The organism is Asaia sp. A2 (assembly GCF_057319415.1).
In genome coordinates this window covers 168879-190077 of the sequence record NZ_JBXWTO010000007.1, presented here as the reverse complement: position 1 = coordinate 190077, position 21199 = coordinate 168879, and the positions used below count along the sequence as shown (strand labels likewise).

Below are 21199 nucleotides of genomic sequence, written 5' to 3'. Positions count from 1 at the left end.
CTGAAGACCATGTGACACGAACAGACGACAGAAGATCATGACGGAACAAGAGACACTCGGCTACGATTTCGGCAAGGCTGAGCCCAAATGGCAGGCAAAATGGGATGGCGTGCGCGCATTCGCCGCCGATGACCATCCCGCTGCTGACAAGCCGAAATATTACGTGCTTGAGATGTTTCCGTATCCGTCTGGTCAGCTCCATATGGGCCATGTGCGCAATTACGCGCTGGGCGATGTGGTGGCGCGTTACAAGCGTGCGCGTGGTTTCTCGGTTCTGCATCCCATGGGCTGGGATGCGTTCGGCCTCCCGGCAGAAAATGCAGCGCGTGAGCGCGGTGTGCATCCGGGGCAGTGGACGCTGGACAACATTGCCGCCATGCGCGGCACGCTGCAGCGCCTCGGTTTCTCACTGGACTGGGAGCGTGAAATCGCCACCTGCCTGCCGGAATATTACGGGCATCAGCAGAAGCTGTTTCTGGATATGTGGCGCAAGGGGCTGGTCGAGCGTCGTGAATCCTCAGTCAACTGGGACCCTGTGGACAACACGGTGCTCGCCAATGAGCAGGTGGTTGACGGGCGTGGCTGGCGTTCGGGTGCGCTGATCGAGAAAAAGCGTCTGTCGCAGTGGTTCCTCAAGATTACGGATTTTGCAGCACCTCTGCTTGAAGGCCTCGACAAGCTCGATCGCTGGCCGGCACGTGTACGCGTCATGCAGGAGCGCTGGATCGGCCGCTCGGAAGGCGCTCGTGTCCGCTTTGCGCTTCATACGCCCCCGGAAGGGTTCGACACCGACCTGGATTCGGTCGAGGTGTTTACCACGCGTCCGGACACGCTGTTTGGCATGAGCTTTGTCGCCATTGCTGCCGATCATCCGCTGGCCGCAAAGGTCGGTCAGGACAATGCTGCCGTACGCAGCTTCATCGAGGAATGTCAGCGTCTCGGTACGTCCGAGGAGGCAATCGAGGCTGCTGAAAAGCGCGGGATCGACACCGGATTGCGTGTCAGCAACCCGTTTGCGCCTGACGAGACCGTGCCGGTCTGGATCGCCAATTTCGTTCTGATGGAATATGGCACAGGCGCTGTGTTCGGTTGCCCCTGTGGCGATCAGCGCGATCTCGACTTTGCCCGTAAATATGACTTGCCAGTGCGTCCGGTGATTCTGCCGACAGGCGAGCAGCAATCTGGCTTTGCGGTGGGCAAGACCGCTGTCACGGGTGAGGGCACGCTTATCAATTCCGGCTTCCTCGACGGGCTGGACATCGTCGAAGGCAAGCGCAAGGCCATCGAGCGTCTCGAGGGTATGGGCATCGGCCGTGGCGTCGTGAACTGGCGCCTGCGTGACTGGGGTATTTCGCGCCAGCGTTACTGGGGCTGCCCGATACCGGTCATCCATTGCGACAGCTGTGGCGCCGTGCCTGTGCCCGACGACCAGTTGCCGCTGAAACTGCCCGAGGATGTCACTTTCGATCGCCCCGGTAATCCGCTCGATCACCATCCAAGCTGGAAGCATGTGGACTGCCCGCAATGTGGTGCCAAGGCACGTCGCGAGACTGATACGTTCGATACATTCGTCGATAGCTCGTGGTATTTCGCGCGCTTTACGGCGCCCCATGCCAGCACCCCGACTGACCCGATTGCGGCGAATAGCTGGTTGCCGGTCGATCAGTATATCGGTGGTATTGAACACGCGATCCTGCATCTTCTTTACGCACGATTCTTTACGCGCGCCATGCACGAGACGGGTCATCTGAACGTCGATGAGCCATTCGATGGTCTGTTCACCCAGGGCATGATCACCCATGAGAGCTACCGCGATGAGAGCGGCTGGCTTGCACCTGAGGATGTGGTGCGTTCGGGCGAGGGCTATGTGCGTCGTGACAATGGCCAGCCCGTGCAGCTCGGTCGCCTGGAGAAAATGTCGAAATCCAAGCGCAATACGGTTTCGCCTACGGCGATCATCGAGCGCTTTGGTGCGGATACGGCGCGCTGGTTCGTGCTGTCCGACAGCCCGCCAGAGCGTGATATGGAATGGACCGAGTCCGGTGTTGCCGCTTCAGCCCGCTTCGGTCAGCGTCTCTATCGTCTGGTGCAGAATGTCGCGGCGCAGGTGCCGCAGGGAGCGCCCTTCACTGAGGGCGGTCGCAGCCTGCGTCAGGCCACGCATCGCACCATCAAGGCTGTGACCGAGGCGCTTGAGGGCTTCACACCCAATGTCGCCGTGGCGCGTCTGCACGAATTGAGCGCTGCCCTGTCGGAGGCCGAGAAATCGACCGAGGACGGTCTTGGTGCAGCCCGCCGCGAGGCCGCTCTGTCACTTGCTCTGCTCGTGGCACCCATGATGCCGCATCTGGCGGAAGAAATGGTGGCCCTGCTGGAGCCTGAGGGGGCTATGGTTGTCGAGCGCGCCTGGCCGGAGGCGCTGGACGAGTTCCTTACGCGTGACAGCATCACGCTGGGTGTGCAGATCATGGGCAAGCTGCGTGGCACGATCGAAGTGCCACCCGACGCGCCGTCTGACATGGTTCTTCCGCTGGCTGAGGCCGAGCCGAATGTGGCGCGGATGCTGGAAGGCAAGCGTATCGTCAAGCGCATTCACGTGCCCAACCGTATCGTCAATTTCGTAGTGGCAGGCTGAACCGATGCGCCGTCTTATCCTGCTTGCTTCGCTGGCTCTGAGCGGTTGCGGGTTTCAGCCGCTTTACGGAAGCAACGGAGATGGCGGCGCCCGCGTGATGCACGAGATGCAGCGCATCTATGTCTCCAACATCCCCGAGCGCCAGGGGCAGGAATTGCGGCTGGCACTTCAGGAGCAGCTGGGGAGCGGCAGCACCAAGGCGCCAGACGGCTACACGCTCAATGTAAGCTACGGCGTCAATGCTTCAGTCATTGATATTCATAGCGATAATACTGCGGGCCGTTATCGCGAATTGGGGACAGCGCATTGGCGCCTCTATACTGTCGAGCCATCCCCAAGATTTCTGGCTGAGGGCGATGTGAACGAGCTTGATGGCTTCAATGCGACCTTCGAGCAGTATCTCGCGCAGACCCTGAATGACGAGACTGTGCGGGCCCGTATCGCCCAGACCCTTGCAGGATCAATTCGTCAGCAGATCGCCATATGGTTCAAGACCCAGATCAAGCCATCGCGCAACAACGCTGCGGATCTGCCTTCCTATTTCGATCCGAACGCCATGCCGACCCAGAATGGCCAGCCTTACGAGAAGGCGGGTCCTGATGGCTTCCCGGCTGCGGCAACGGGGCGTACGGATCTCAACAGTACGGACAACTGATCGCGCATGAAGATCGATGCCCGCTCGACTTCCCGCACACTCGCTGAAATTGGCAAGTGGCGCGGGGTCCTGCTCTATGGCGATGATCTCGGCCTGATACGCGAGCGGGCCGCCCAGTGCGTCAAGCTGGTGGCGGAGTCGCTGGATGATCCGTTCCGTGTCGCAGTGCTCGATCAGGAGCAGCATGGCCGCCTCGAAGAGGAGATGGGTGCGCTTTCCCTGATCGGGGGGCGTCGTGCCATATGGGTGCGCGATGCACAGGACGCGTTGTTGCCCAGAGTCATGGCGGCGCTTGCGATCGACAGCGATACGGTTCTGGTCATCGAAGCACCGGGGCTTGCCTCACGCGCGAAGCTGCGAACCTCGCTTGAAGCCCATGCTTCGATTGCCGCCATCGGTTGTTACCCCGAGGAGGGTAAGACCCTCATTGCCTCACTGGCGGATCTCTTTCGTGAGGCCTCAGTCACGATCGACCGCGACGCCCTGTTCTGGCTTTCTTCCGTCATGGGAGCCGACCGGGCGGCTATACGCAGCGAAGTCGGGAAGCTCGTTCTCTTTGCCGGGGAAGGGGGCCGACTGACGCTCGATGACTGTCAGGAATGTATCGGTGATTCTGCCAGTGCTACGCTGGATGATGCGACAACCGCTGCGCTGGCTGGTGATCGAACCATTGCTGATATTGCCCTGGAGCGTGCGCTTGCCGATGGGTTGTCCCCCATTGCACTGGCCCGTGCCTGTCTGTCGCTCATGAACCGGCTGCTGCGGGTGCTGGACTGGATGGATGAGGGCAAGTCGCGTCAGGAAGCCATGAAAATGCTTCGCCCCCCGGTGTTCTTCAAGAAAACCGAGAGCTTCACGAAAGCCCTTGAGCGCTGGGATCGCCAAGGTCTGAGGAGAGCCTGCGATGCCGTGCAAGGTTTCGAGCTGGCCTGCAAGCAAACGGGCAGCCCCGATCTGGCGCTGTCACGTCGTCTGATTGCCCAGCTCTGTCTCGGGCCGAGATCATTCCAGCGTTGAAATCACCGCGTCGTTTTGCCACGATCGGTGCGATGAGGATTTCGACCCGCGGCCCAAAGGCGATTATGGCGATTGGCGCGTTGCCGGCCAGCCCGCTGATGTCTCTCGCGGGGCAGGTTATTCCGCCGCGGCATGCGCGCTTGCGCAACCGATGAGAAACACGAGACGCTTCGCCCTGTGGCACGGAAACGTTGCGGTGTTGCTGGCAATTGGTGCCTTGCTCCTTCTGGTGCTTGGCGCGGTCGCCGCGCCGCTCTATGCGCGAGCGGTCGGGGTCGATGCAATGGCTTCCAATCTGGCCGGCACCGTCATGCGCAACGGCCATGCGCAGGATATCATGCAGGCCAATGACAACCCGCTCCATCTGGGGCTCTCTCCCATTGGCCCGTCATGGCGCTGGGGGCCTTATGCCCTTGGGGCCGATTCACAGGGGCGCGACATTGCTGCGAGACTGCTTTACGGGGCGCGGTCCTCGCTGGTCATCGCTTTTTCAGCCGCTTGTCTGTGCCTGATTGCCGCGACGTTTTGCGGTCTGGCGGCCGGATATTGTGGGGGCTGGGTCGATCTGATCCTGTCGCGCATACTCGATATTCTCTGGGCAGTACCGGTTTATCTGTTCGCCATCAGCCTCAGCGTGGTGACAATTGGCCACGATCTCTCCTTTGGCCCGATCCACTTGCGGGCGGACTCACTGCTTCTACCCATTCTGATCATCGCGCTCATCTATGTGCCCTATGCGGCGCGGCCCATACGGGCCCGGACGAAAAGCCTGCAAAATGCTGGCTTCGTTCTGGCCGCGCGTGGGCTGGGGGCGTCGTCCCTGCGCATCATCCTGCGCGAAATCCTCCCCCTGCTGGCAGAAACCGTATTCGTGCTGGCACCGCTCATCATGGCGCTTTGCCTCCTGGCGGAGTCCGCGCTGTCTTTTCTCAGCCTCGGTGTGCAGGCTCCTGCCGCCTCGTGGGGGAGTCTGATTCATGATGGCGAGGGATTGATCTATAGCCGCCCGGTGGTCGCCATCGCGCCGGGATTGGCCATCATTGTGACTGTTCTGGCCCTGAACACGCTGGGTGACGCTGCGCAGACGGCATTGCGCAGGCGGGGCAGCAGATGAGGGGCTTCCTCTCCCGCCTCGGGCAGATGCTGCTCGTGCTGTTCGGCATTTCGGTACTCGTCTTTGCCGTGTTTTTCGCAACACCGGGGTCGGACCCCTCAGCCCGTATTGCGGGGCGCGGCGCGAGCCCGGAGGTGATCGAACGTGTTCGCCATGCCTATGGCTTCGATCGCTCGCTCCCTGTCCGTTATCTCACAATGATGGATCATCTGTTCATCTCGCGAAACCTGACATCCTACGTCAATCACGGGCAGAATGTGGTTTCGGAGGTGTTTGCTGCTGCACCTGTCACGCTTTCGCTTGTGCTCTGGGCGGCGTTATTCTGGGTGAGTGGCGCGCTGGTGCTTGGTATGATGGGTGCGGCCTATCAGGGAGGTGCGCTGGACCGTCTCCTTTCTGTGCTGGCTATGGTTGGTTTGTCCGTCCCGGTTTTCTGGCTGGGCGAGATGGTCAATCTGGTGAGCCAGAGCCGGTTGCATGACACCTGGCTGTTCCGTTGGGTGCCCCCACTGGGCTATGTGCCACTCTCCACAAGCGTTCTTGGCTGGACGAAATGTCTGATCCTCCCGGGTCTGACGCTCGCTGTTGCTTTCATCGGCCTTTACAGTCGGGTTCTGCGCTCGGACCTGCTTTCGGCCATGCAGGAAGACGCGCTGCGCACGGCACGTGCGAAAGGGGCAGGGCCGTGGCGCCTCTGGTTCTTCCACGCCTTGCGCCTTTCCGGTCTGAGCGCGCTCTCATTGTTCGGTCTCGATTTCGCCCAGCTGCTTGGGGGCGGTGCCCTGTTGACGGAAGTCGTGTTTGCGCTGCCCGGTGTCGGGCATTTGACCTATCAGGGCCTGAGCACACTGGATCTGCCGCTTATTATGGCAACCGTGCTCTATGCGGCATTTTTCGTGGTGGTCGCCAATGCCCTGATCGACGGGCTGTATCGCCTGCTCGACCCGCGCATCGGGGGAGGGAAAAATGGGCACTGAGCCGCTTTTGTCCCTGCGCAACCTGCGCTTGAAACACCCCAGAGCCGGCTATCTGCTCGATGGCGTGACCCTCTCGCTGCAGCGCGGTCAGATCCTCGGGGTCGTGGGAGAATCAGGCTCGGGGAAAAGCCTGACCGGGTTGAGCGTGCTTGGGCTGCAACCTCCCGGCATCCTGTCCGGCGACCTGATTTTCGACGGGCAGGATCTGCAATCCCAGACCGAAAGGGCGTGGCAGCATTTTCGCGGCAGGCGGGCCGCCATGATCTTTCAGGATCCGATGACGGCTTTTCTGCCGGTTCGGCGTATTGGCGCCCAGATTGCCGAGCAGATCAGGCTGCACCAGCTTGTATCGAAACGCGAGGCGAATGAGCGTGTGGTGGCACTGCTCGGGCGTATGGGCGTACCGTCTCCCGCGCAGACTGCATTGCGTTTTCCGCATGAACTGTCTGGCGGGCTGCGCCAGCGCGCCATGATTGCAATGGCGGTATCCTGTGAGCCGGATCTGCTGATTGCTGACGAACCGACAACAGCGCTCGATGTCACGGTTCAGGCGCAGATTCTGGCGTTGCTGCGTGAGATCGGTGCGCGTGAGGCGAGCGTCATGCTGATCACCCATGACATGGGAGTAGTGGCGCAAAGCTGCACGCATGTTGCCGTTCTTTATGCCGGGGTCGTCATCGAGACCGGCCCTGTGGCGGCTGTTCTCTCAGCCCCGCGCCATCCCTATACGCAGGCCCTGTTGCAGGCCATACCACCGATCGAAGGACCGCGCCCTGACAGATTGCCCGTGATCGCGGGTGCTCCTCCCTCGCCACAAACACGCCCCAGCGGGTGCGTTTTCGCGCCGCGCTGCCCTCATGTCATGCAGCCTTGTGAAGTGCGCCCGGCGATGCGTCGCGTCATCGATGACGGTTACGGAACTACGCCTGCCGCCTCAGCCAAGGCGCAGAAAGAGGAGCGCCATGAGGTGGCGTGCGTGCTCTACGAATGACGGAACTGCTTAAAGCGCAGGATGTCGCCCGGACCTATCAGCTTGGGCGCGGCAGGACACTCCGGGCCGTCGATGGCATCTCGCTCGCCCTGAAGCGTGGAGAGAGCCTTGCCCTCGTCGGTGAGTCAGGCTGCGGCAAATCCACACTGGGCCGCCTCATGATGGGGTTTGATCGCCCCGGCAAGGGAGAGATCCTGTTCGACGGGCAGGATATGGCGCAAATGGGGAGACGCGCCCTGCGCGATCTGCGCAGCCATCTGCAGATGGTTTTTCAGGATTCCGGATCGTCCTTCAATCCGCGCTGGACGATCGGCAATACATTGGCGGAGCCGTTTCGTATCCATCGGCGTGAGTGGTCCAGGGCCACGTTGGCGGCGCTCTTGGAACGCGTGGGTCTGTCAGCAGATTATCTGCCCCGTTATCCCGGTGCGCTCTCTGGCGGGCAGCGGCAGAGGCTGAACATTGCCCGCGCCATCGCGCTCTCACCGCAGGTCATCGTCGCGGACGAGCCTGTCTCGGCGCTGGACGTTTCCGTACAGGCACAGATTGTCAATCTGCTGCGCCAGCTCCAGGCCGAGATGGGTCTGGCCTGTCTGTTCATCTCGCATGATCTGGCGGTGGTGCGACAGATTTCGGACCGCGTGGCGGTGATGTATCTGGGCGCGATTGTCGAGGAAGGGGAGACGCTCGCCCTGCTTTCGCAACCGCTTCATCCCTATACACGGGCGCTGGTAGAGGCCGTGCCACAACCGGGAAAACTTCTGGCAGCGCCCTTGCAGGGCGATGTGCCAAGTCCTCTTTCCCCGCCATCGGGCTGTCGCTTCCATACACGCTGCCCGATTGCCCGGCCCCGTTGTGCGGTTGAGAGGCCGATCCTCACGGATTACGGGGCAGGGCGCCGGGCGGCGTGCCATTACCCGCTTCTGCATGATGGCGACGCCGCCAGCTGATTGCCGGATGAGCTCGGCGTACCGGGCGTCCTGCTTCAGGCAGGGTGAGACAGATATCCGGGCCCTTGCCCGTTCTGGCAGGCAAGGGCCTGGGGCTCAGAACCTCTGCGAAATACCGGTCAGGATGGTGCGACGCAGGCCGTATTGGGGTGCCCCGACGCCAATGCCTGATCCGTCGCGGATCTGGTAGCTCTTGTCGAACAGGTTCAGCACATCGAGACGCAGTTCGGTGCGCTTGAGGAAGGGCACGCGGAACAGATCCCTGAAGGACTGGACAAGCGAGAGGTTGAACGTGGCATAGATCGGGACGGAGCGGCCATTGGGCACCACACCATCGGCGCGCAGGCCGCTACCATAGACCATCGAGGCCGAAACACGGGTGGGGTGGCCCGTGTGATAGAAGAAGGAATAGCTTCCCCCTGCGGACGCCGTCCAGCGCTGGTCATGATCGAGATGGATCCAGCGGTTCTGGACATAGGCAAGATCATCCGGGTCCATCGTCCACTGTGCGGTGGTGATGTCCTTGCCGATTGCTCGCGACCAGGCCGCGTTGCCGTAGAGCGAGAGCGGGCCATGCTCGTAATTGGTCGAGAGCTCATAGCCATTCACCTGCCCGCGACGATAATTGAACGCCGAGAGAATGATTGGTGCGCCAAACTGGCCTTCATCGATCATGTTCTTGGCAAGCTTCACATAGGCATCGAAGGAGGCGTGCCAGCCGGGCAGGATGGACTGCGTCACCCCGGCATCGAAGTAATGGTCGCGCTCCGCCTTGACCGTATTGTTCTGCAAGGTCTGCGGCTCGTTGGATGTGCCGACATATTTGCTGAGCGAGGTATTGGCGACGAGCTCAAAGGGAGGGGGGGTGAAATAGCGCGAATATCCGGCATGAATCACGCCCCCCCGCCATGCACGCCATACGATGTTGATGCGCGGGCTGACCTGTTTCGAGTGCGTGTACTCATCGACACCGTCGAAGCGCAGACCGTAATTGATGGTCAGATCACGCACCGGGCGCCACTCATCCTGAGCGTAAAGCCCATACATCCAGCCGGTGCGGCCGCTGCCGTCATGTACATTGGTGGTCGTACCATCATAGATGGGTGTGCCGTCATCCTCGGCGCCCGTCTGCTGATAGACGATGGAATCCGTCTTGGAGCTGTTGCGCTCGACATAGACCTGATAACCGAAGCGCACCGTATGCTGTCGGTTGGCGTGCCATGTGACATCGGTTTGCGAGCCCGTCGAGAAGACCGAACGCGCTGCGTGCTGGCTGATGCCGTTATAGACAAGATCGCCCAGCGGATCGGGCGAGTAGCCGAGCGACGAGTAGCGCGTGATAACCGAACTCTGCAGGCTGACCTTGCCCATGTCTTTCTGAAGCGAGAGGATGCCGAAATCGGTGATCTCCTTCTGGCGCTCGTTCAGACTGGCGCTGTCCACGCTGCCATAAACCTGCTGAGACAGGGCTGAATCCAGAAAGCTTGGATTGGCAAACTGGCGTTGCTGACCCGGGTTGTTCGGCAGCTGGTATTGAGCGTTCGACACACCTCCGGTGAGGCTGATACGGGTATTCTCATCAGCCGTGTAACGCAGATGACCGAGCGCATGATACTGGTTGCTCAGGTCGTGGATCGGGTTGAAGCTCGATGTCGGATTTTCAACACCGACCCGGTTATGAACAAAGTCACCGGTCGCGAAGAAATCCCATTTCCCGGCATGGCCACCATATTGCAGCGACGGGAAGAAATAGTCGCGCGCACCACCATAGATCGAGGCATCGCCACCAGGATCGGCGCTACCGTTCTTGGTAGTGATGTCAATCACACCGGCTTGGAGAAAACCGTATTCGCTGGGCAGGGCCCCGGTGGTGAGCGAAGCGGAATGGGCAAAGCGTGTCATCAACGCCTGACCGAAAACGCTCAGCCCTTCAGGAAGCTGCACGCCATCAAGGCGGAACTGGACCTCGTTATGATCACCGCGGACATGAATCTGACCAAAGCTGTCCTGCGCGACGCCGGGTGCCTGAAGAAGCAGTGTGTTGAGCGGTGCATTATCGCCGCCCGGATTGTTTTCGATATCACGGCGGGTGAAGCGATAGGTTGTCGCACCCGTGGAGGATTGGAGCGAGGAGCGGATTTCATCGAGGCGCGCATTGACGATGATATGTTCTTCCTTCTGGGCGTTCACGCCCTGCGAGGCTGTATCACCTGTGTTGTCAAAGGAGGTTCTGGACGCTTGGTCGCTCGCCGTGCCGGGCTGGGTCGTCACAGGCGTTACAACCGGGGTCGTCGTGGTTGAGGAAGGCACTGCAGTCTGGGCATGAGCAGGCGTGGTAAGCGCCAGAACCGAGCATGACAGGAACAGGCTGGACGACCACAGGGATCGGGATGACATCATGACTACCCAACAGGTTGAAGGCGGAACAAATCGCCTTCGTTCCTATTCTGTATGATATAACATAACAACTCTTTCTTAATCTTCGTCTGCCGGCTCTGTTGCGAACTGTGACAAATTGGCGACAGGTAAGGGGATAGTCCAAGCAGCATTCAGCTTCCCTTGTGAAAAGCATTTTAAGGACGAAGCCGCGCTCGTCGCATAGCGTTTCAAGCACGTCGTCCAGTCCTGATCGAGGTGAACCCCGCCATGAAACGCCGGTCCTTTCTTTCTGCTGCTTCCGTTGCACCGCTGCTGGGGGTGGCTGGTCCGGCTCTCGCCTCAGGCAATGCCGATGACGGGACGAGCTCGAGCGGTGAATTCGACATTGTCGCCAAGTTTGTCGGACCAGGGCCGTCTGGCGTTGCGGTGCTGCCCGATGGCCGCATGTTTGTCAGCTTTCCGCGTCACGCCGATAACCATGCCGGTGCCACACTGGGTGAGGTCAAGGGGGGCGTGGTGGTGCCTTATCCGTCAGCCGAGCTCAGCCTCCCATCCGACAGGGCCCCGGCAGATCGCCTGATGTCTGTCCATGGCATCGCCCATGATTCTGCCGGACGGCTATGGGTGATCGATGATGGCAAACTCGCGGGCCACGACATTCCTGAAGGCGCGGCAAAGATTGTTTGCATCGACCCGATGAGTAACCGCGTCACGCACAAGATCCTGCTCAAAGCCCCGGTCATGCTGCCGAACAGCCATATGAATGATTTGCGCGTTGCGCTGTCGGTCGGTGCCAAGGGAACTGTCTTCGTGACGGATTCCTCGTTCGGCGATGAGCCTGCCATGATTGTTGCGGATATTGCGACTGGCCAGACCAAGCGGGTTCTAGCGCATCATGTTTCGACCCAGGCCGTGCCGGGGTTCATGGCCATTGTCGAAGGAGAGCCCAGACGCTACGTGCCGCATCATCCCCAGATGGTGTCAGGTGGGGTGGATGGTATTGCCCTCCTGCCTGACGAATCCCGCCTGTATTACGCACCGCTGACAAGCCGGCGCCTTTACAGCATACCGACGCGCACACTGGCCGATCAAAGCCTGTCGGATGAGGCCTTGGCTGCCCAGATACGGGATGAGGGCGAAAAAGGTACAGCCGATGGCCTATGTTTCGATCAGCATGGCCGGCTCTACACCACGAATTACGAGCATGATTGCATCCTGCGCCGTGATTCTGACGGGTCGTTTGCCATGGCTGTCAGGGATGCCCGTATCCTGTCACCTGATGGCATCTGTGCCACGCGTGACTGGATTTATTGTACGCTTGGGCAGTGGAATCGCCTGCCGTCATTCAATGACGGCCATAACCGGCGTGAGCCGCCTTATCTGCTGATCCGTTTTCCCGTTGATCCGCTCTCGCCCCTCGATGCGCTCCCGGCTTCCTCACAGCAATAGAGACCGCTGTTATGCCCAGCCGTGACCCCAGGTCATTGCTCCAATGCCTGAAAACGAGAACAACCGGGTCGTCATCCGGCCCGGCTGTTCATGAAGTCATGCTTATCAACCAATTGGTCGCAATGCCTTACCCAGCCGCCGGGGGCTGGCCCTGCTCGTTGGTATGCTGATCGACTACGCCTGGAATGAACTGGGCGAGGGCAGGGAGAAGTGCCCCCGCAGGAAGGCCTGTCTTCGAAACGAGCATCTGGACCTGCTCGTCAGTCAGAAGGGCGCGTAGTTCATCAGCAGAGATGGGCAGGTTTTCACCCGAACCGATCCAGGAGCGTACCTTGTCTTCAAGACCGGCCTTGCGGGCCTGCTCGACCAGGGTCTGGATGCCCTGTTCACTGGTGAGATATTCACCGATGCTGCCACCCAGCTTGTCCTTGAGCTTGTCGCCCACGGACCCGAGGGCGGAATTGATCATTGATCCGAAAAAACCACTCAAATCTTGTCTCCAGACTGAACGCTCGGCCAGTTTCAGGCAGAGCGTCGTGCTTCCTTGTCGATCTGCGGCATCTCGATATCAATTTCGAGCATTGAGCAACCATCGAGGCCGCCATCGAGCTTTACTTGAACCTTGTCCTGATCAACTGCTACATGGCGCTTGATCACTTCAAGGATCTCCCGATGCAACTGGCTGATCAGTTCGGAGTTTCCGCCTCCCGAACGTTCATGCGCCAGCAGGATCTGCAGGCGATCACGGGCAACCGTACCGGTATTGCGCTTCGTAAAGAGTCCGAACAGGCTCATGCGACCCTCTTCTTGAACAGCCACTCGAGAATGCCTTTGCGCTCGAGCGGGACCTGGATTTCGATCTTTTCACCCTGAAGGCGCCGCGCCGCAGCGAAATAGGCACGCGCGGGAGCCGACTCCGGGTTTGACAACGTGACAGGCGCGCCAACATTGGAGGCGCGCAAAACCTCTTCGCTTTCGGGAATGATGCCGAGCAGCGGAATGGACAGGATTTCGAGCACGTCTTCGGTGTTCAGCATCTCGCCCCGGGCTGCGCGGGACGGGTCGTAACGCGTCATCAGAAGGTGCTTTTCGACCTTCTCGCCATTCTTTGCTTTTTCGGTCGTGCTGTCCAGCATGCCGATGATGCGGTCACTGTCACGCACCGAGCTGACTTCGGGGTTGGTTACGACCACCGCAATGTCAGCATGATACATGGCCATCTGGGCGCCACGCTCGATACCGGCAGGGCTGTCGCAGATGATCCAGTCGAATTTCTCGCGCAATTCGTCGATGACCTGAGCGACGCCCTCTGCTGTCAGGGCATCCTTGTCGCGCGTCTGCGATGCCGGGAGGATGGAGAGTGTCTCGACGCGCTTGTCGCGGATCAGTGCCTGAGAGAGCTTGGCATCGCCCTGCACGACATTGATAAAGTCAAAGACGACGCGTCGTTCCGCACCCATGATGAGATCGAGATTACGCAGGCCGACATCGAAATCGATCACCACCACGTTCTGACCCGACTGGGCAAGCGCGGCACCCAGTGCTGCTGTCGTGGTCGTCTTGCCGACCCCGCCCTTACCGGATGTGACTACCAGCACCTTAGCCATGTGCGCTCCACCAAACTTCCGTGAAAAAAGTCGCTTTTTCTGTGAAGCGACCAGAGTCAATACTACTGACGAAACGGCGGATGCCGCAATCGTCAGATTGCAAATAGTTGCATTCAGCCCAGCCGGGCGACCACGACGCGGTCTTCACTCAGCATGGCCTGGGCGGGCTGATCATGAAGATCAGGCTCAATTTCCTCCGCCACCTTGTAGAAGCCGTCGATTGCCAGCAATTCTGCCTGCATGCGGCTGGCAAATATACGCGCGTCAGGCTGGCCGCCCACGCCGGCTATGGCACGGCCGCGCAGTGCTCCGTAAACATGGATTGACCCGCCGGCAATCAGTTCGGCCCCTGAGGCCACGGAACCCAGAATGACGATATCACCGTCAAGATGGGTGATGCTCTGGCCAGACCGGATGGCCCTTTCGATGATCAGCCCTTCGGCGCGCTGTGTGGCCGGGGGGAGGGGAGCAGGTGAATCGTTGTCGGCTTCAGGGAAATCTACTGCGCCGCTCGCGCGACCGCCTTCAAGCGTGGCAGGCCAGGACCAGTTTTCAAGCTGGGTCCAGCTCTGATCTGCCCCTTCAATGCCAATCACGTGAATGCCGCGCACTTCAAGTGCTTCTTGCAGGTCTGCGAGGCCCTCGGCCTCTGGCGAAAGCAGCCCCAGATCGAGAATGACGGGCCGTCCCGCAAAAAAGCCGATTGAGCGGGCGATCTGATTGTCCAACCCCAACAGCCAGCCGACCAGTGGGGCCTCGGGTGACAGGACAAGGGCGAGAAAGGAGCGCCCACGCGCCCGGATGCGCATGGGTGCGGCAGCAGCAGGGTCGTTTTCAGCGCGGGTCATCTGGTCTGTCATGATCGTGGGACGCTCTGGAGAGACCCTGGGAGATCAGGATCGAAAATGGGGCAGAAAATGGAACGAAGGAACGCTGTAGCTCTCTTGCTTCACGGCGTGGCAGATGCGTAAGAATACAGCATGCGCATTTTGTATCATCTGCCGCTCTCGCCGCAAAGCCGTCAGGTCAGGCTTGTTCTCGCCGAGAAACGGTTACCTTATGAACCCAAGACCGAAAAGGTCTGGGAAAACCGCCCGGAATATCTCGCCCTGAACCCGGCGGGCGATGTTCCGCTTCTGGTGGAGGAGAACGGCCTTTCCATCCCCAACGCATGGGTGATCTGCGAGTATCTTGAGGAGGCTTATCCTGACACGCCGCTCATGGGACGCACCCTGGCAGAGCGCGTCGAAGTCCGTCGCCTCATGGCATGGTTCGAGGGCAAGTTCGGCCATGAAGTGTCGCGCAATCTCCTTGGCGAAAAGGTTGACAAGCGTCTGGCCGGACGCGGCAATCCGGACGGGACGGCCCTGCGTGCGGGCTATGCCAATATGCGCTTTCATCTCGACTATATCGGGTGGCTGGCCGAGACACGCGCCTGGCTGGCAGGCAACATGCTTTCGATGGCCGATTTTGCGGCAGCAGCGCATCTGTCCTGCCTCGACTATATCGGGGATATCGACTGGTCGAAGGCACCTGCGGCCAAGGACTGGTATGCGCGCATGAAATCACGCCCAAGCTTCCGCTCCCTGCTTAATGACCGGGTCAACGGATTCAATCCGCCCGCGCATTACGCCGATCTCGATTTCTGAGCGACGCAGGGTATCAGATGAGCAATGTGTTTGATGCGGTCGTTCTCGGCGCCGGCGCTGCCGGGCTCATGGCGGCAGCAGCGGCCAGCAAGGGCGGGGCGTCGGTGGCCATTCTCGACCATGCGTCCGAGCCTGGGCGCAAGATCCTGATCTCAGGGGGCGGACGCTGCAATTTCACCAACCTGGATGCGCGCGCCGAGAACTTTCTCTCAGCCAACCGTCACTTCATGCGCTCCGCTCTGGCCGGCTATACACCGCGCGATTTTCTGGCTCTGGTCGAGCGCCACGGGATCGGCTGGCAGGAAAAGGCGGAAGGCCAGCTTTTCTGTGCCGAATCGGCCCGTGACATCGTGACGCTGCTGCTGCGCGAGGCCGAAGGCTGTGCGCTGTATCTCGATACGCGCATCCAGGCGGTCACCAAAGGCGAGACTTTCGTCGTCAGAACAGACCGGGGTGAGATCGAAGGCCGTAATCTCGTGTTGGCAACAGGGGGGCTTTCCATTCCCAAGCTTGGTGCGACCGATCTCTCGCTGCGCCTTGCACGGCAGTTCGGGCTGGATGTGGTGCAGACGGTGCCCGGCCTCGTGCCCCTCACGCTGGAAACGCCACTACCCGATCTTGCCGGCGTGTCGCTGCCTGTGCGTGCAAGTCTTGGCAAGACCGGCTTCACGGATGGGATGGTGTTCACCCATCGCGGTCTTTCCGGTCCGGCGATATTACAGATTTCGTCCTATCAGCAGGGATCGCTTGATGCGCCGCTGATCGACATGATGCCAGGCAAGGATGCCCGCGAGGCTTTGGGTGCCATCAAGAAGGCACGGCCTCGCGCCGAGCCTGCCTCGCTGCTGGCGGACCTGCCGCAACGTCTGGCGCGTCACATCGCGGGGATCAGCTTGGCGGATGTAACGTGCACTCTTGCAAACCTGCCAGACAGACGCATCGCCGAGCTGGCCGCGCAGATTGCGTCATGGCGTCCCCGGCTATCGGGGACAGAAGGTTACGCCAAGGCCGAGGTCATGAAGGGTGGGATCGATACGCGCGCACTGTCGTCCAAGACCATGGAGGCCCGCGATGTGCCGGGTCTCTTCGCAATTGGCGAAGCGGTGGATGTGACTGGCTGGCTTGGCGGCTACAATTTCCAGTGGGCATGGTCGAGCGGTGTCGCTGCTGGCCGGGCGATCGCTGCGAGGCGCTGAATAGCGAACCCTTGCGTCTGTCCAGCGTCATGGCAGAACATAGTGCGCTGACAGGGCTCAATGCCGGGCTGTGGGCGCGTCGTATCAGGAGATCATCTCATGAAACCGTGCATTGCCATTCTCGCCACCAATGGCGTCGAGGAATGTGAACTCGTTCAGCCACGTCAGGCTCTTGAGGCAAATGGCTTCAGCACGTTGGTCGTCGCGCCGGAGAAAGGCACCATCCAGTCCATGAAGGGCGATGTGCACCCGGCCTCGACCATCGAGGTTGGCGCAACCATCGGCGAGGCTGCCGATATGGAGTTTGCTGGCATCCTTCTCCCCGGCGGGACGACAAATCCTGACGCGCTGCGTATCAACGAGGCCGCAATTGCGTTCCTGCGCGGGTTCGTTGCTCAGCAAAAGCCGATTGCGAGCATCTGCCACGGTGCATGGACCCTGATCGAGGCGGGTGGCGTCAAAGGCCGCACCCTGACGTCGTGGCCGTCACTTCAGACGGATCTGCTCAATGCCGGGGCAAACTGGGTGGATCGCGAGGTTGTGGTGGATGCCAATCTGGTCACCTCGCGCAATCCCGATGATCTCCCGGTATTCTGCGAGGCGCTGGTCGCGCAGTATCGTGACAAAACCGCCTGAAAACTGCCTTGTTTCTGCGTCGTTCTGACCGACGAGAAAACCGGCGACTTCCAGAGCCGGGAGCAAACAGGAAAGGTGTAAACCATGACGAACCCGACAAACTTCAGACGTTCTGCCCGTGTTCTCGGCGGCCTTGCCGGATTGCTCATGCTTGCCGCCTGTGAGGGAACGGCGGCACCTGGCCCCACGCCGCCGGGTACGCAGGTCGTTGGATACGGCTATACCTGCAAGGCAGGCATCTATACCTGCAAGATGCCGACACAGGTGCCGCTGGGTAACCCGTGTTCCTGCCCGGGTATTGGTGCTGCCTCCTACGGCAATATCCACTGATTCTGCCTGACGGGCCTCCCTGCTGATTGCCTGCATCAGGGGGGGCTCTATCCCTGCTGTAATCAATCTGGCCGCCGCAGGCTGATGGAGAATGGCTTGCAGCGAAACACCTTCCGCTATTCCTATTTTGTTCCTATACTGGGGAGGTAAAGCGGAGCCGGATTTGTCGCAGGATTTTTTCAGTTTTTTCCCCTGGCTGGTGGCTGTCATCGCCCTGGCTATCTCGGTGTTTCTATGGTCACGGCTCTCGCGCCGTGGCACAGACAGAGACCTTCTTTCACGCATCTACGTGCTGCTTGAGCGTGACGCGGCCGAACGCGGCAGCGAGAGTGAGTTCCATCGTAGTGCCCTGATCGAGACCGAGCGGGTCTTGTCTTCTCGTCTTGAACAGCAGCGCAGCGATATGAGTGATCGTCTGGCCGGGCTGAGTCATCGCCTCGGTCAGGAGCTTGCCGAGACAAGGCTGGCCCAGGCGCAGATGCTGCGCGACATGATGCGTGAAAATGCTGAGCAGCTTGCTCAGATCCGGGCCTCTGTGAGTGAGCAGCTGCACGTTACCGTCGAAAAACAGATGCAGACTTCGTTCCAGCGTGTTGTCGAGCAGTTCTCAGCCATGCAGAAAGCCATTGGCGAAGTCTCCGCCGTGACAGCCCAGATTGGCGATCTGAAAAGGCTGTTTGGCAACGTCAAGACGCGTGGTGGTTGGGGTGAAGCCCAGCTGCGCGCGATACTGGACGATATTCTGCCCGCAGAATCCTACGACAGTAACTACCGGATCGGCGATGGTGGTGAGGTTGTGGAGTTTGCCCTGCGCATGCCGGTGCGGAGCGCCACGCCGCCGCGCCTAGCTATCGACAGCAAATTCCCCACCGAAGCGTATGAGCGTCTGATTGATGCGGTGGATCGCGCCGATCAGGCAGCAGAGCGTATCGCGCGGCGCGCGCTCGATAATGCGGTGCGTCTGGAGGCGCGCAAGATTGCCGAAAAATATATTCATCCACCGCTTACCGTCGAGTTTGCCGTGCTCTACCTGCCAACAGACGGGCTCTACATGGAGGTTGCGCGCATACCGGGGCTGATCGATGAGGTTGGGCGTGTGCACCGGGTTATCATCATGGGGCCTTCCCTTATTCCCGCCCTGCTGCGTACAGTCCATCTCGGATATGTGACATTGGCGCTGGAGGAACGCACCGACGCCATCGCACGGCTTCTGGGGCTGACCCGGCAGGAAATGCTGCGCATGGACGGCGTACTTGAAAAACTCTCACGTGGTGCGGGCGCCATGAGCAACACAATCGACGAAGCAAGACGAAGGACGCGTGTTCTGGGGCGCAAGCTTCGAGGACTCGACGGGCAGGGAGCGGGTGACGACCTTGAAGCACTGGATGAGCTTTAATCTGAATTTTACTATCGTTTCGATGCAGGATTAGGCAGAAATGGTCATATGAAACCGGATCATAGTCTCTCTTCTGCTTTGTCAGAAGCGTCGTCAAAAGCCCGTATCCTATTTGTTGAGGATGATGACACGCTCGCGAAGGAAGTTGTCGAGGAACTTGCTGCACGCGGGTTTTCCGTCTCGCATGTTTCAACAGGCCAGGCAGGGCTCGAAGCGGCGACGAGCGACGCCTATGATCTGATGGTGCTCGACCGCATGTTGCCCTTGCTCGACGGGCTTTCCGTGATCGAGAAATTGCGTAACCAGAACATTCATGCCCCCGTACTCGTCCTGTCCGCGCTTTCAGCCGTCGATGATCGTGTGACAGGACTGAAGGCGGGTGGTGATGATTACCTGACCAAGCCTTTTGCGATGGATGAACTGGTGGCACGGATAGAGGCCCTGTTGAGGCGCCCCAACGATACGAGAGCCACGACGCTGCGTGTCGGACCCCTGGATATGGACCTGATTGACCGTACTGTGACGCGTGAGGGGCGTGAGATCGAGTTGCTGCCGCGCGAGTTCCGCCTGTTGGAATATCTGATGCGTCGTCCCAATCAGGTTCTTACACGGACCATGCTGCTTGAGGATGTCTGGAATTACCGGTTCATTCCACAGACAAATCTGGTTGACGTGCATATCGGCAAACTGCGTCGTAAGGTCGATGCAACGGGTGAAACACCACTGATTCACAGTATCAGGGGGTCGGGGTTCATGCTGCGTGTCGCTCTCTGACAATCCGCGCTTTGGCGTTTTCCGGACCGCAACATTTCGCCTGACGCTGGCTTTTGTCGCGGCCATCATTGGCGGCATGGTTCTGCAATTCATTCTGCTTTTCGTGCAGATGACGCATTTCGAGGCTGAGCGATCAAGCGGCATCCTGCATCGGGAGGCCGATGTGCTGGTGCAGGAAACGCCTGAACGTCTCGAATATCAGGTACGCGAACGGGCCAGCAACGAGTTGCGCGTGGTGATCAACTGGGTGGGCCTGTTTGACGGGCATTACCATCATATCGCTGGCGACCTCAAGGCCTGGCCTGAAGGGTTGGCAGTCGATGGCAAGGTCCATCGGCTCACACTCTCGCCAACCGATGATGCGCCCTACGAGATGAGTTTTCTGGCGGTCAAGGTGCCCGGTGGGCGCATATTGGTGCTGGCTCATTCGCTGCACCTGTTGTCTGAACTGCACTTCATGATACGGCGCGGCGCCCTGTTGTCGGTCTTTCCGGTTGTCATGTTTGCGCTGCTCACGGGTGTGGTGCTCAGTCACCGGGCGCTCGCCCGCGTCAAGACCATGCATGAGGCCATTGACCGCATCATGCAGGGTGATGTGCATGAGCGCCTCCCTGCAGCGAGGGAGCGGGACGAGCTTGAGCGTCTGGCGGGTTCCGTCAACAGAATGCTTGATCGCCTCGAATATCTGATGGATGAGATTCGCGATGTCGGCAACGACATTGCGCATGATCTGCGTACGCCGCTTTCGCGGGTGCGCGCGCGGCTTGAGCGCGCCACATCAAGCCCGCATGACGCTGATTATCTGAATGCCGTCATCGAGCGCGCCACGCAGGATCTGGACCAGTGCTTTTCTGTCATCACGGCGTTGTTGCGTATCGGCGAGATCGAGAACGGGCGTCGCCGGGCGGGGTTTGCCCTTGTGAATCTGGCCGATCTCGTGGCCGATATCGTCGATCTGTACGAGCCAATTGCCGAGACGAACGGGCTCGTGCTTGTCAACGCCGTCATGCCAGCCCTCCCGGTATCGGCCCAGGGTCGAGCCAGCGAGCGTGCGCCGGAGGCCATGATCACCTTTGGTGATCGCGATCTTCTGGTGGAAGTGCTGGCCAATCTGCTCGATAATGCCATGAAATTCACGCCGTCAGGTGGACGCGTTACGATCTCCGCACAGCCCGCGCCCGGGGTAATTCATCTGCGTGTGGCCGATACGGGTATTGGTATTCCAGAAGCAGAGCGCGAAGCGGTTCTCGGACGGTTTTACCGCTCGGACAAGAGTCGTCACGTCCCCGGGAGTGGTCTGGGGCTCAGTCTCGTTATGGCCATATTGCGACTGCACGGGGTTGAACTGGCTATTGCCGATGGTGACGGTGCACCTGATCGTCCGGGCTGTGCTTTTGAAATGGTGTTCCAGGCCTCCGAGACAGTCGAGGCTGTCTGAACCTGT

The 21199-nt window shown here is 60.0% G+C and carries 20 protein-coding genes; 15 read left to right on the top strand and 5 right to left on the bottom strand.

What is annotated here, in order from left to right:
* The first annotated feature begins 37 nt into the window (after nucleotides 1-37).
* The 7 genes from leuS to ACWNRM_RS08180 all read left to right on the top strand — a co-directional run bounded on the left by leuS (nucleotide 38) and on the right by ACWNRM_RS08180 (nucleotide 8339).
* Nucleotides 38-2635, top strand: coding sequence for a leucine--tRNA ligase (gene leuS / locus ACWNRM_RS08210; RefSeq protein WP_485170325.1), 2598 nt, complete (start codon nucleotides 38-40; stop codon nucleotides 2633-2635).
* A 4-nt stretch (nucleotides 2636-2639) separates the two neighbouring features.
* Complete coding sequence (locus tag ACWNRM_RS08205; RefSeq protein WP_122038871.1) at nucleotides 2640-3290, top strand: LPS assembly lipoprotein LptE; 651 nt, start codon at nucleotides 2640-2642, stop codon at nucleotides 3288-3290.
* 6 nt (nucleotides 3291-3296) lie between these two features.
* Nucleotides 3297-4307: a DNA polymerase III subunit delta gene (gene holA / locus ACWNRM_RS08200; RefSeq protein ID WP_485170324.1), complete on the top strand. Its 1011-nt coding sequence runs from the start codon at nucleotides 3297-3299 to the stop codon at nucleotides 4305-4307.
* A gap of 151 nt (nucleotides 4308-4458) precedes the next feature.
* Nucleotides 4459-5421 carry an ABC transporter permease gene (locus ACWNRM_RS08195; protein ID WP_485170323.1) on the top strand — a complete coding sequence of 321 codons (963 nt, stop codon included), beginning with the start codon at nucleotides 4459-4461 and terminating at the stop codon, nucleotides 5419-5421.
* Nucleotides 5418-6398, top strand: coding sequence for an ABC transporter permease (locus ACWNRM_RS08190; RefSeq protein WP_485170322.1), 981 nt, complete (start codon nucleotides 5418-5420; stop codon nucleotides 6396-6398). The genes ACWNRM_RS08195 and ACWNRM_RS08190 overlap by 4 nt, the downstream gene beginning before the upstream one ends.
* Nucleotides 6388-7389, top strand: coding sequence for an ABC transporter ATP-binding protein (locus ACWNRM_RS08185; protein WP_485170321.1), 1002 nt, complete (start codon nucleotides 6388-6390; stop codon nucleotides 7387-7389). Before ACWNRM_RS08190 ends, ACWNRM_RS08185 begins: the two co-directional genes overlap by 11 nt.
* Nucleotides 7386-8339, top strand: coding sequence for an ABC transporter ATP-binding protein (locus ACWNRM_RS08180; protein ID WP_485170320.1), 954 nt, complete (start codon nucleotides 7386-7388; stop codon nucleotides 8337-8339). Before ACWNRM_RS08185 ends, ACWNRM_RS08180 begins: the two co-directional genes overlap by 4 nt.
* A 96-nt stretch (nucleotides 8340-8435) precedes the next feature.
* Here ACWNRM_RS08180 and ACWNRM_RS08175 read toward each other — a convergent pair whose 3' ends face one another.
* Complete coding sequence (locus ACWNRM_RS08175) at nucleotides 8436-10739, bottom strand: TonB-dependent receptor (RefSeq protein ID WP_485170319.1); 2304 nt, start codon at nucleotides 10737-10739, stop codon at nucleotides 8436-8438.
* 246 nt (nucleotides 10740-10985) lie between these two features.
* Between ACWNRM_RS08175 and ACWNRM_RS08170 the strand changes: the two genes are divergently transcribed.
* Nucleotides 10986-12167 carry an SMP-30/gluconolactonase/LRE family protein gene (locus ACWNRM_RS08170; RefSeq protein ID WP_485170318.1) on the top strand — a complete coding sequence of 394 codons (1182 nt, stop codon included), beginning with the start codon at nucleotides 10986-10988 and terminating at the stop codon, nucleotides 12165-12167.
* Nucleotides 12168-12294: 127 nt separating this feature from the next.
* Here the strand turns inward: ACWNRM_RS08170 and ACWNRM_RS08165 are convergent, their stop codons facing one another.
* The 4 genes from ACWNRM_RS08165 to minC all read right to left on the bottom strand — a co-directional run bounded on the left by ACWNRM_RS08165 (nucleotide 12295) and on the right by minC (nucleotide 14622).
* A complete protein-coding gene (locus ACWNRM_RS08165; RefSeq protein ID WP_485170317.1) occupies nucleotides 12295-12657 on the bottom strand; it encodes a YidB family protein in 363 nt (120 codons plus the stop codon).
* Nucleotides 12658-12689: 32 nt separating this feature from the next.
* Nucleotides 12690-12962 (bottom strand): cell division topological specificity factor MinE, encoded by a 273-nt coding sequence (minE, locus tag ACWNRM_RS08160; RefSeq protein WP_485170316.1) that lies wholly within the window; start codon nucleotides 12960-12962, stop codon nucleotides 12690-12692.
* Entirely contained in the window at nucleotides 12959-13774 is an 816-nt protein-coding gene (gene minD, locus ACWNRM_RS08155; protein ID WP_485170315.1) for a septum site-determining protein MinD, read from the bottom strand. Before minD ends, minE begins: the two co-directional genes overlap by 4 nt.
* 113 nt (nucleotides 13775-13887) lie before the next feature.
* Nucleotides 13888-14622, bottom strand: coding sequence for a septum site-determining protein MinC (gene minC, locus ACWNRM_RS08150; RefSeq protein WP_485170314.1), 735 nt, complete (start codon nucleotides 14620-14622; stop codon nucleotides 13888-13890).
* Between the two features lie 132 nt (nucleotides 14623-14754).
* Here minC and fzlA point away from each other — a divergent pair, with 132 nt between their 5' ends.
* The 7 genes from fzlA to ACWNRM_RS08115 all read left to right on the top strand — a co-directional run bounded on the left by fzlA (nucleotide 14755) and on the right by ACWNRM_RS08115 (nucleotide 21193).
* Nucleotides 14755-15423 (top strand): FtsZ-binding protein FzlA, encoded by a 669-nt coding sequence (gene fzlA / locus ACWNRM_RS08145; RefSeq protein WP_023979024.1) that lies wholly within the window; start codon nucleotides 14755-14757, stop codon nucleotides 15421-15423.
* Between the two features lie 17 nt (nucleotides 15424-15440).
* On the top strand, nucleotides 15441-16619 hold the full coding sequence (locus tag ACWNRM_RS08140; RefSeq protein WP_485170313.1) for a BaiN/RdsA family NAD(P)/FAD-dependent oxidoreductase: 1179 nt from the start codon (nucleotides 15441-15443) through the stop codon (nucleotides 16617-16619).
* Nucleotides 16620-16718: 99 nt separating this feature from the next.
* Nucleotides 16719-17255 (top strand): type 1 glutamine amidotransferase domain-containing protein, encoded by a 537-nt coding sequence (locus tag ACWNRM_RS08135; protein ID WP_485170312.1) that lies wholly within the window; start codon nucleotides 16719-16721, stop codon nucleotides 17253-17255.
* An 84-nt stretch (nucleotides 17256-17339) separates the two neighbouring features.
* Nucleotides 17340-17585 (top strand): hypothetical protein, encoded by a 246-nt coding sequence (locus ACWNRM_RS08130; RefSeq protein ID WP_062164114.1) that lies wholly within the window; start codon nucleotides 17340-17342, stop codon nucleotides 17583-17585.
* A gap of 163 nt (nucleotides 17586-17748) precedes the next feature.
* On the top strand, nucleotides 17749-18981 hold the full coding sequence (locus ACWNRM_RS08125) for a DNA recombination protein RmuC (protein ID WP_485170311.1): 1233 nt from the start codon (nucleotides 17749-17751) through the stop codon (nucleotides 18979-18981).
* A gap of 48 nt (nucleotides 18982-19029) precedes the next feature.
* On the top strand, nucleotides 19030-19755 hold the full coding sequence (locus ACWNRM_RS08120) for a response regulator transcription factor (protein WP_485170310.1): 726 nt from the start codon (nucleotides 19030-19032) through the stop codon (nucleotides 19753-19755).
* Nucleotides 19742-21193, top strand: a complete 1452-nt coding sequence (locus tag ACWNRM_RS08115; protein ID WP_485170309.1) for a sensor histidine kinase — start codon at nucleotides 19742-19744, stop codon at nucleotides 21191-21193. Before ACWNRM_RS08120 ends, ACWNRM_RS08115 begins: the two co-directional genes overlap by 14 nt.
* Nucleotides 21194-21199 lie beyond the last annotated feature (6 nt).

What these genes read in the sequence shown, in the direction of transcription:
- leuS (WP_485170325.1), top strand. Translation starts at nt 38, where the DNA reads ATGACGGAACAAGAGACACTCGGCTACGATTTCGGCAAGGCTGAGCCC.
- ACWNRM_RS08205 (WP_122038871.1), top strand. Translation starts at nt 2,640, where the DNA reads ATGCGCCGTCTTATCCTGCTTGCTTCGCTGGCTCTGAGCGGTTGCGGG.
- holA (WP_485170324.1), top strand. Translation starts at nt 3,297, where the DNA reads ATGAAGATCGATGCCCGCTCGACTTCCCGCACACTCGCTGAAATTGGC.
- ACWNRM_RS08195 (WP_485170323.1), top strand. Translation starts at nt 4,459, where the DNA reads ATGAGAAACACGAGACGCTTCGCCCTGTGGCACGGAAACGTTGCGGTG.
- ACWNRM_RS08190 (WP_485170322.1), top strand. Translation starts at nt 5,418, where the DNA reads ATGAGGGGCTTCCTCTCCCGCCTCGGGCAGATGCTGCTCGTGCTGTTC.
- ACWNRM_RS08185 (WP_485170321.1), top strand. Translation starts at nt 6,388, where the DNA reads ATGGGCACTGAGCCGCTTTTGTCCCTGCGCAACCTGCGCTTGAAACAC.
- ACWNRM_RS08180 (WP_485170320.1), top strand. Translation starts at nt 7,386, where the DNA reads ATGACGGAACTGCTTAAAGCGCAGGATGTCGCCCGGACCTATCAGCTT.
- ACWNRM_RS08175 (WP_485170319.1), bottom strand. Translation starts at nt 10,739, where the DNA reads ATGATGTCATCCCGATCCCTGTGGTCGTCCAGCCTGTTCCTGTCATGC.
- ACWNRM_RS08170 (WP_485170318.1), top strand. Translation starts at nt 10,986, where the DNA reads ATGAAACGCCGGTCCTTTCTTTCTGCTGCTTCCGTTGCACCGCTGCTG.
- minE (WP_485170316.1), bottom strand. Translation starts at nt 12,962, where the DNA reads ATGAGCCTGTTCGGACTCTTTACGAAGCGCAATACCGGTACGGTTGCC.
- minD (WP_485170315.1), bottom strand. Translation starts at nt 13,774, where the DNA reads ATGGCTAAGGTGCTGGTAGTCACATCCGGTAAGGGCGGGGTCGGCAAG.
- minC (WP_485170314.1), bottom strand. Translation starts at nt 14,622, where the DNA reads ATGACCCGCGCTGAAAACGACCCTGCTGCTGCCGCACCCATGCGCATC.
- fzlA (WP_023979024.1), top strand. Translation starts at nt 14,755, where the DNA reads ATGCGCATTTTGTATCATCTGCCGCTCTCGCCGCAAAGCCGTCAGGTC.
- ACWNRM_RS08140 (WP_485170313.1), top strand. Translation starts at nt 15,441, where the DNA reads ATGAGCAATGTGTTTGATGCGGTCGTTCTCGGCGCCGGCGCTGCCGGG.
- ACWNRM_RS08135 (WP_485170312.1), top strand. Translation starts at nt 16,719, where the DNA reads ATGAAACCGTGCATTGCCATTCTCGCCACCAATGGCGTCGAGGAATGT.
- ACWNRM_RS08130 (WP_062164114.1), top strand. Translation starts at nt 17,340, where the DNA reads ATGACGAACCCGACAAACTTCAGACGTTCTGCCCGTGTTCTCGGCGGC.
- ACWNRM_RS08120 (WP_485170310.1), top strand. Translation starts at nt 19,030, where the DNA reads ATGAAACCGGATCATAGTCTCTCTTCTGCTTTGTCAGAAGCGTCGTCA.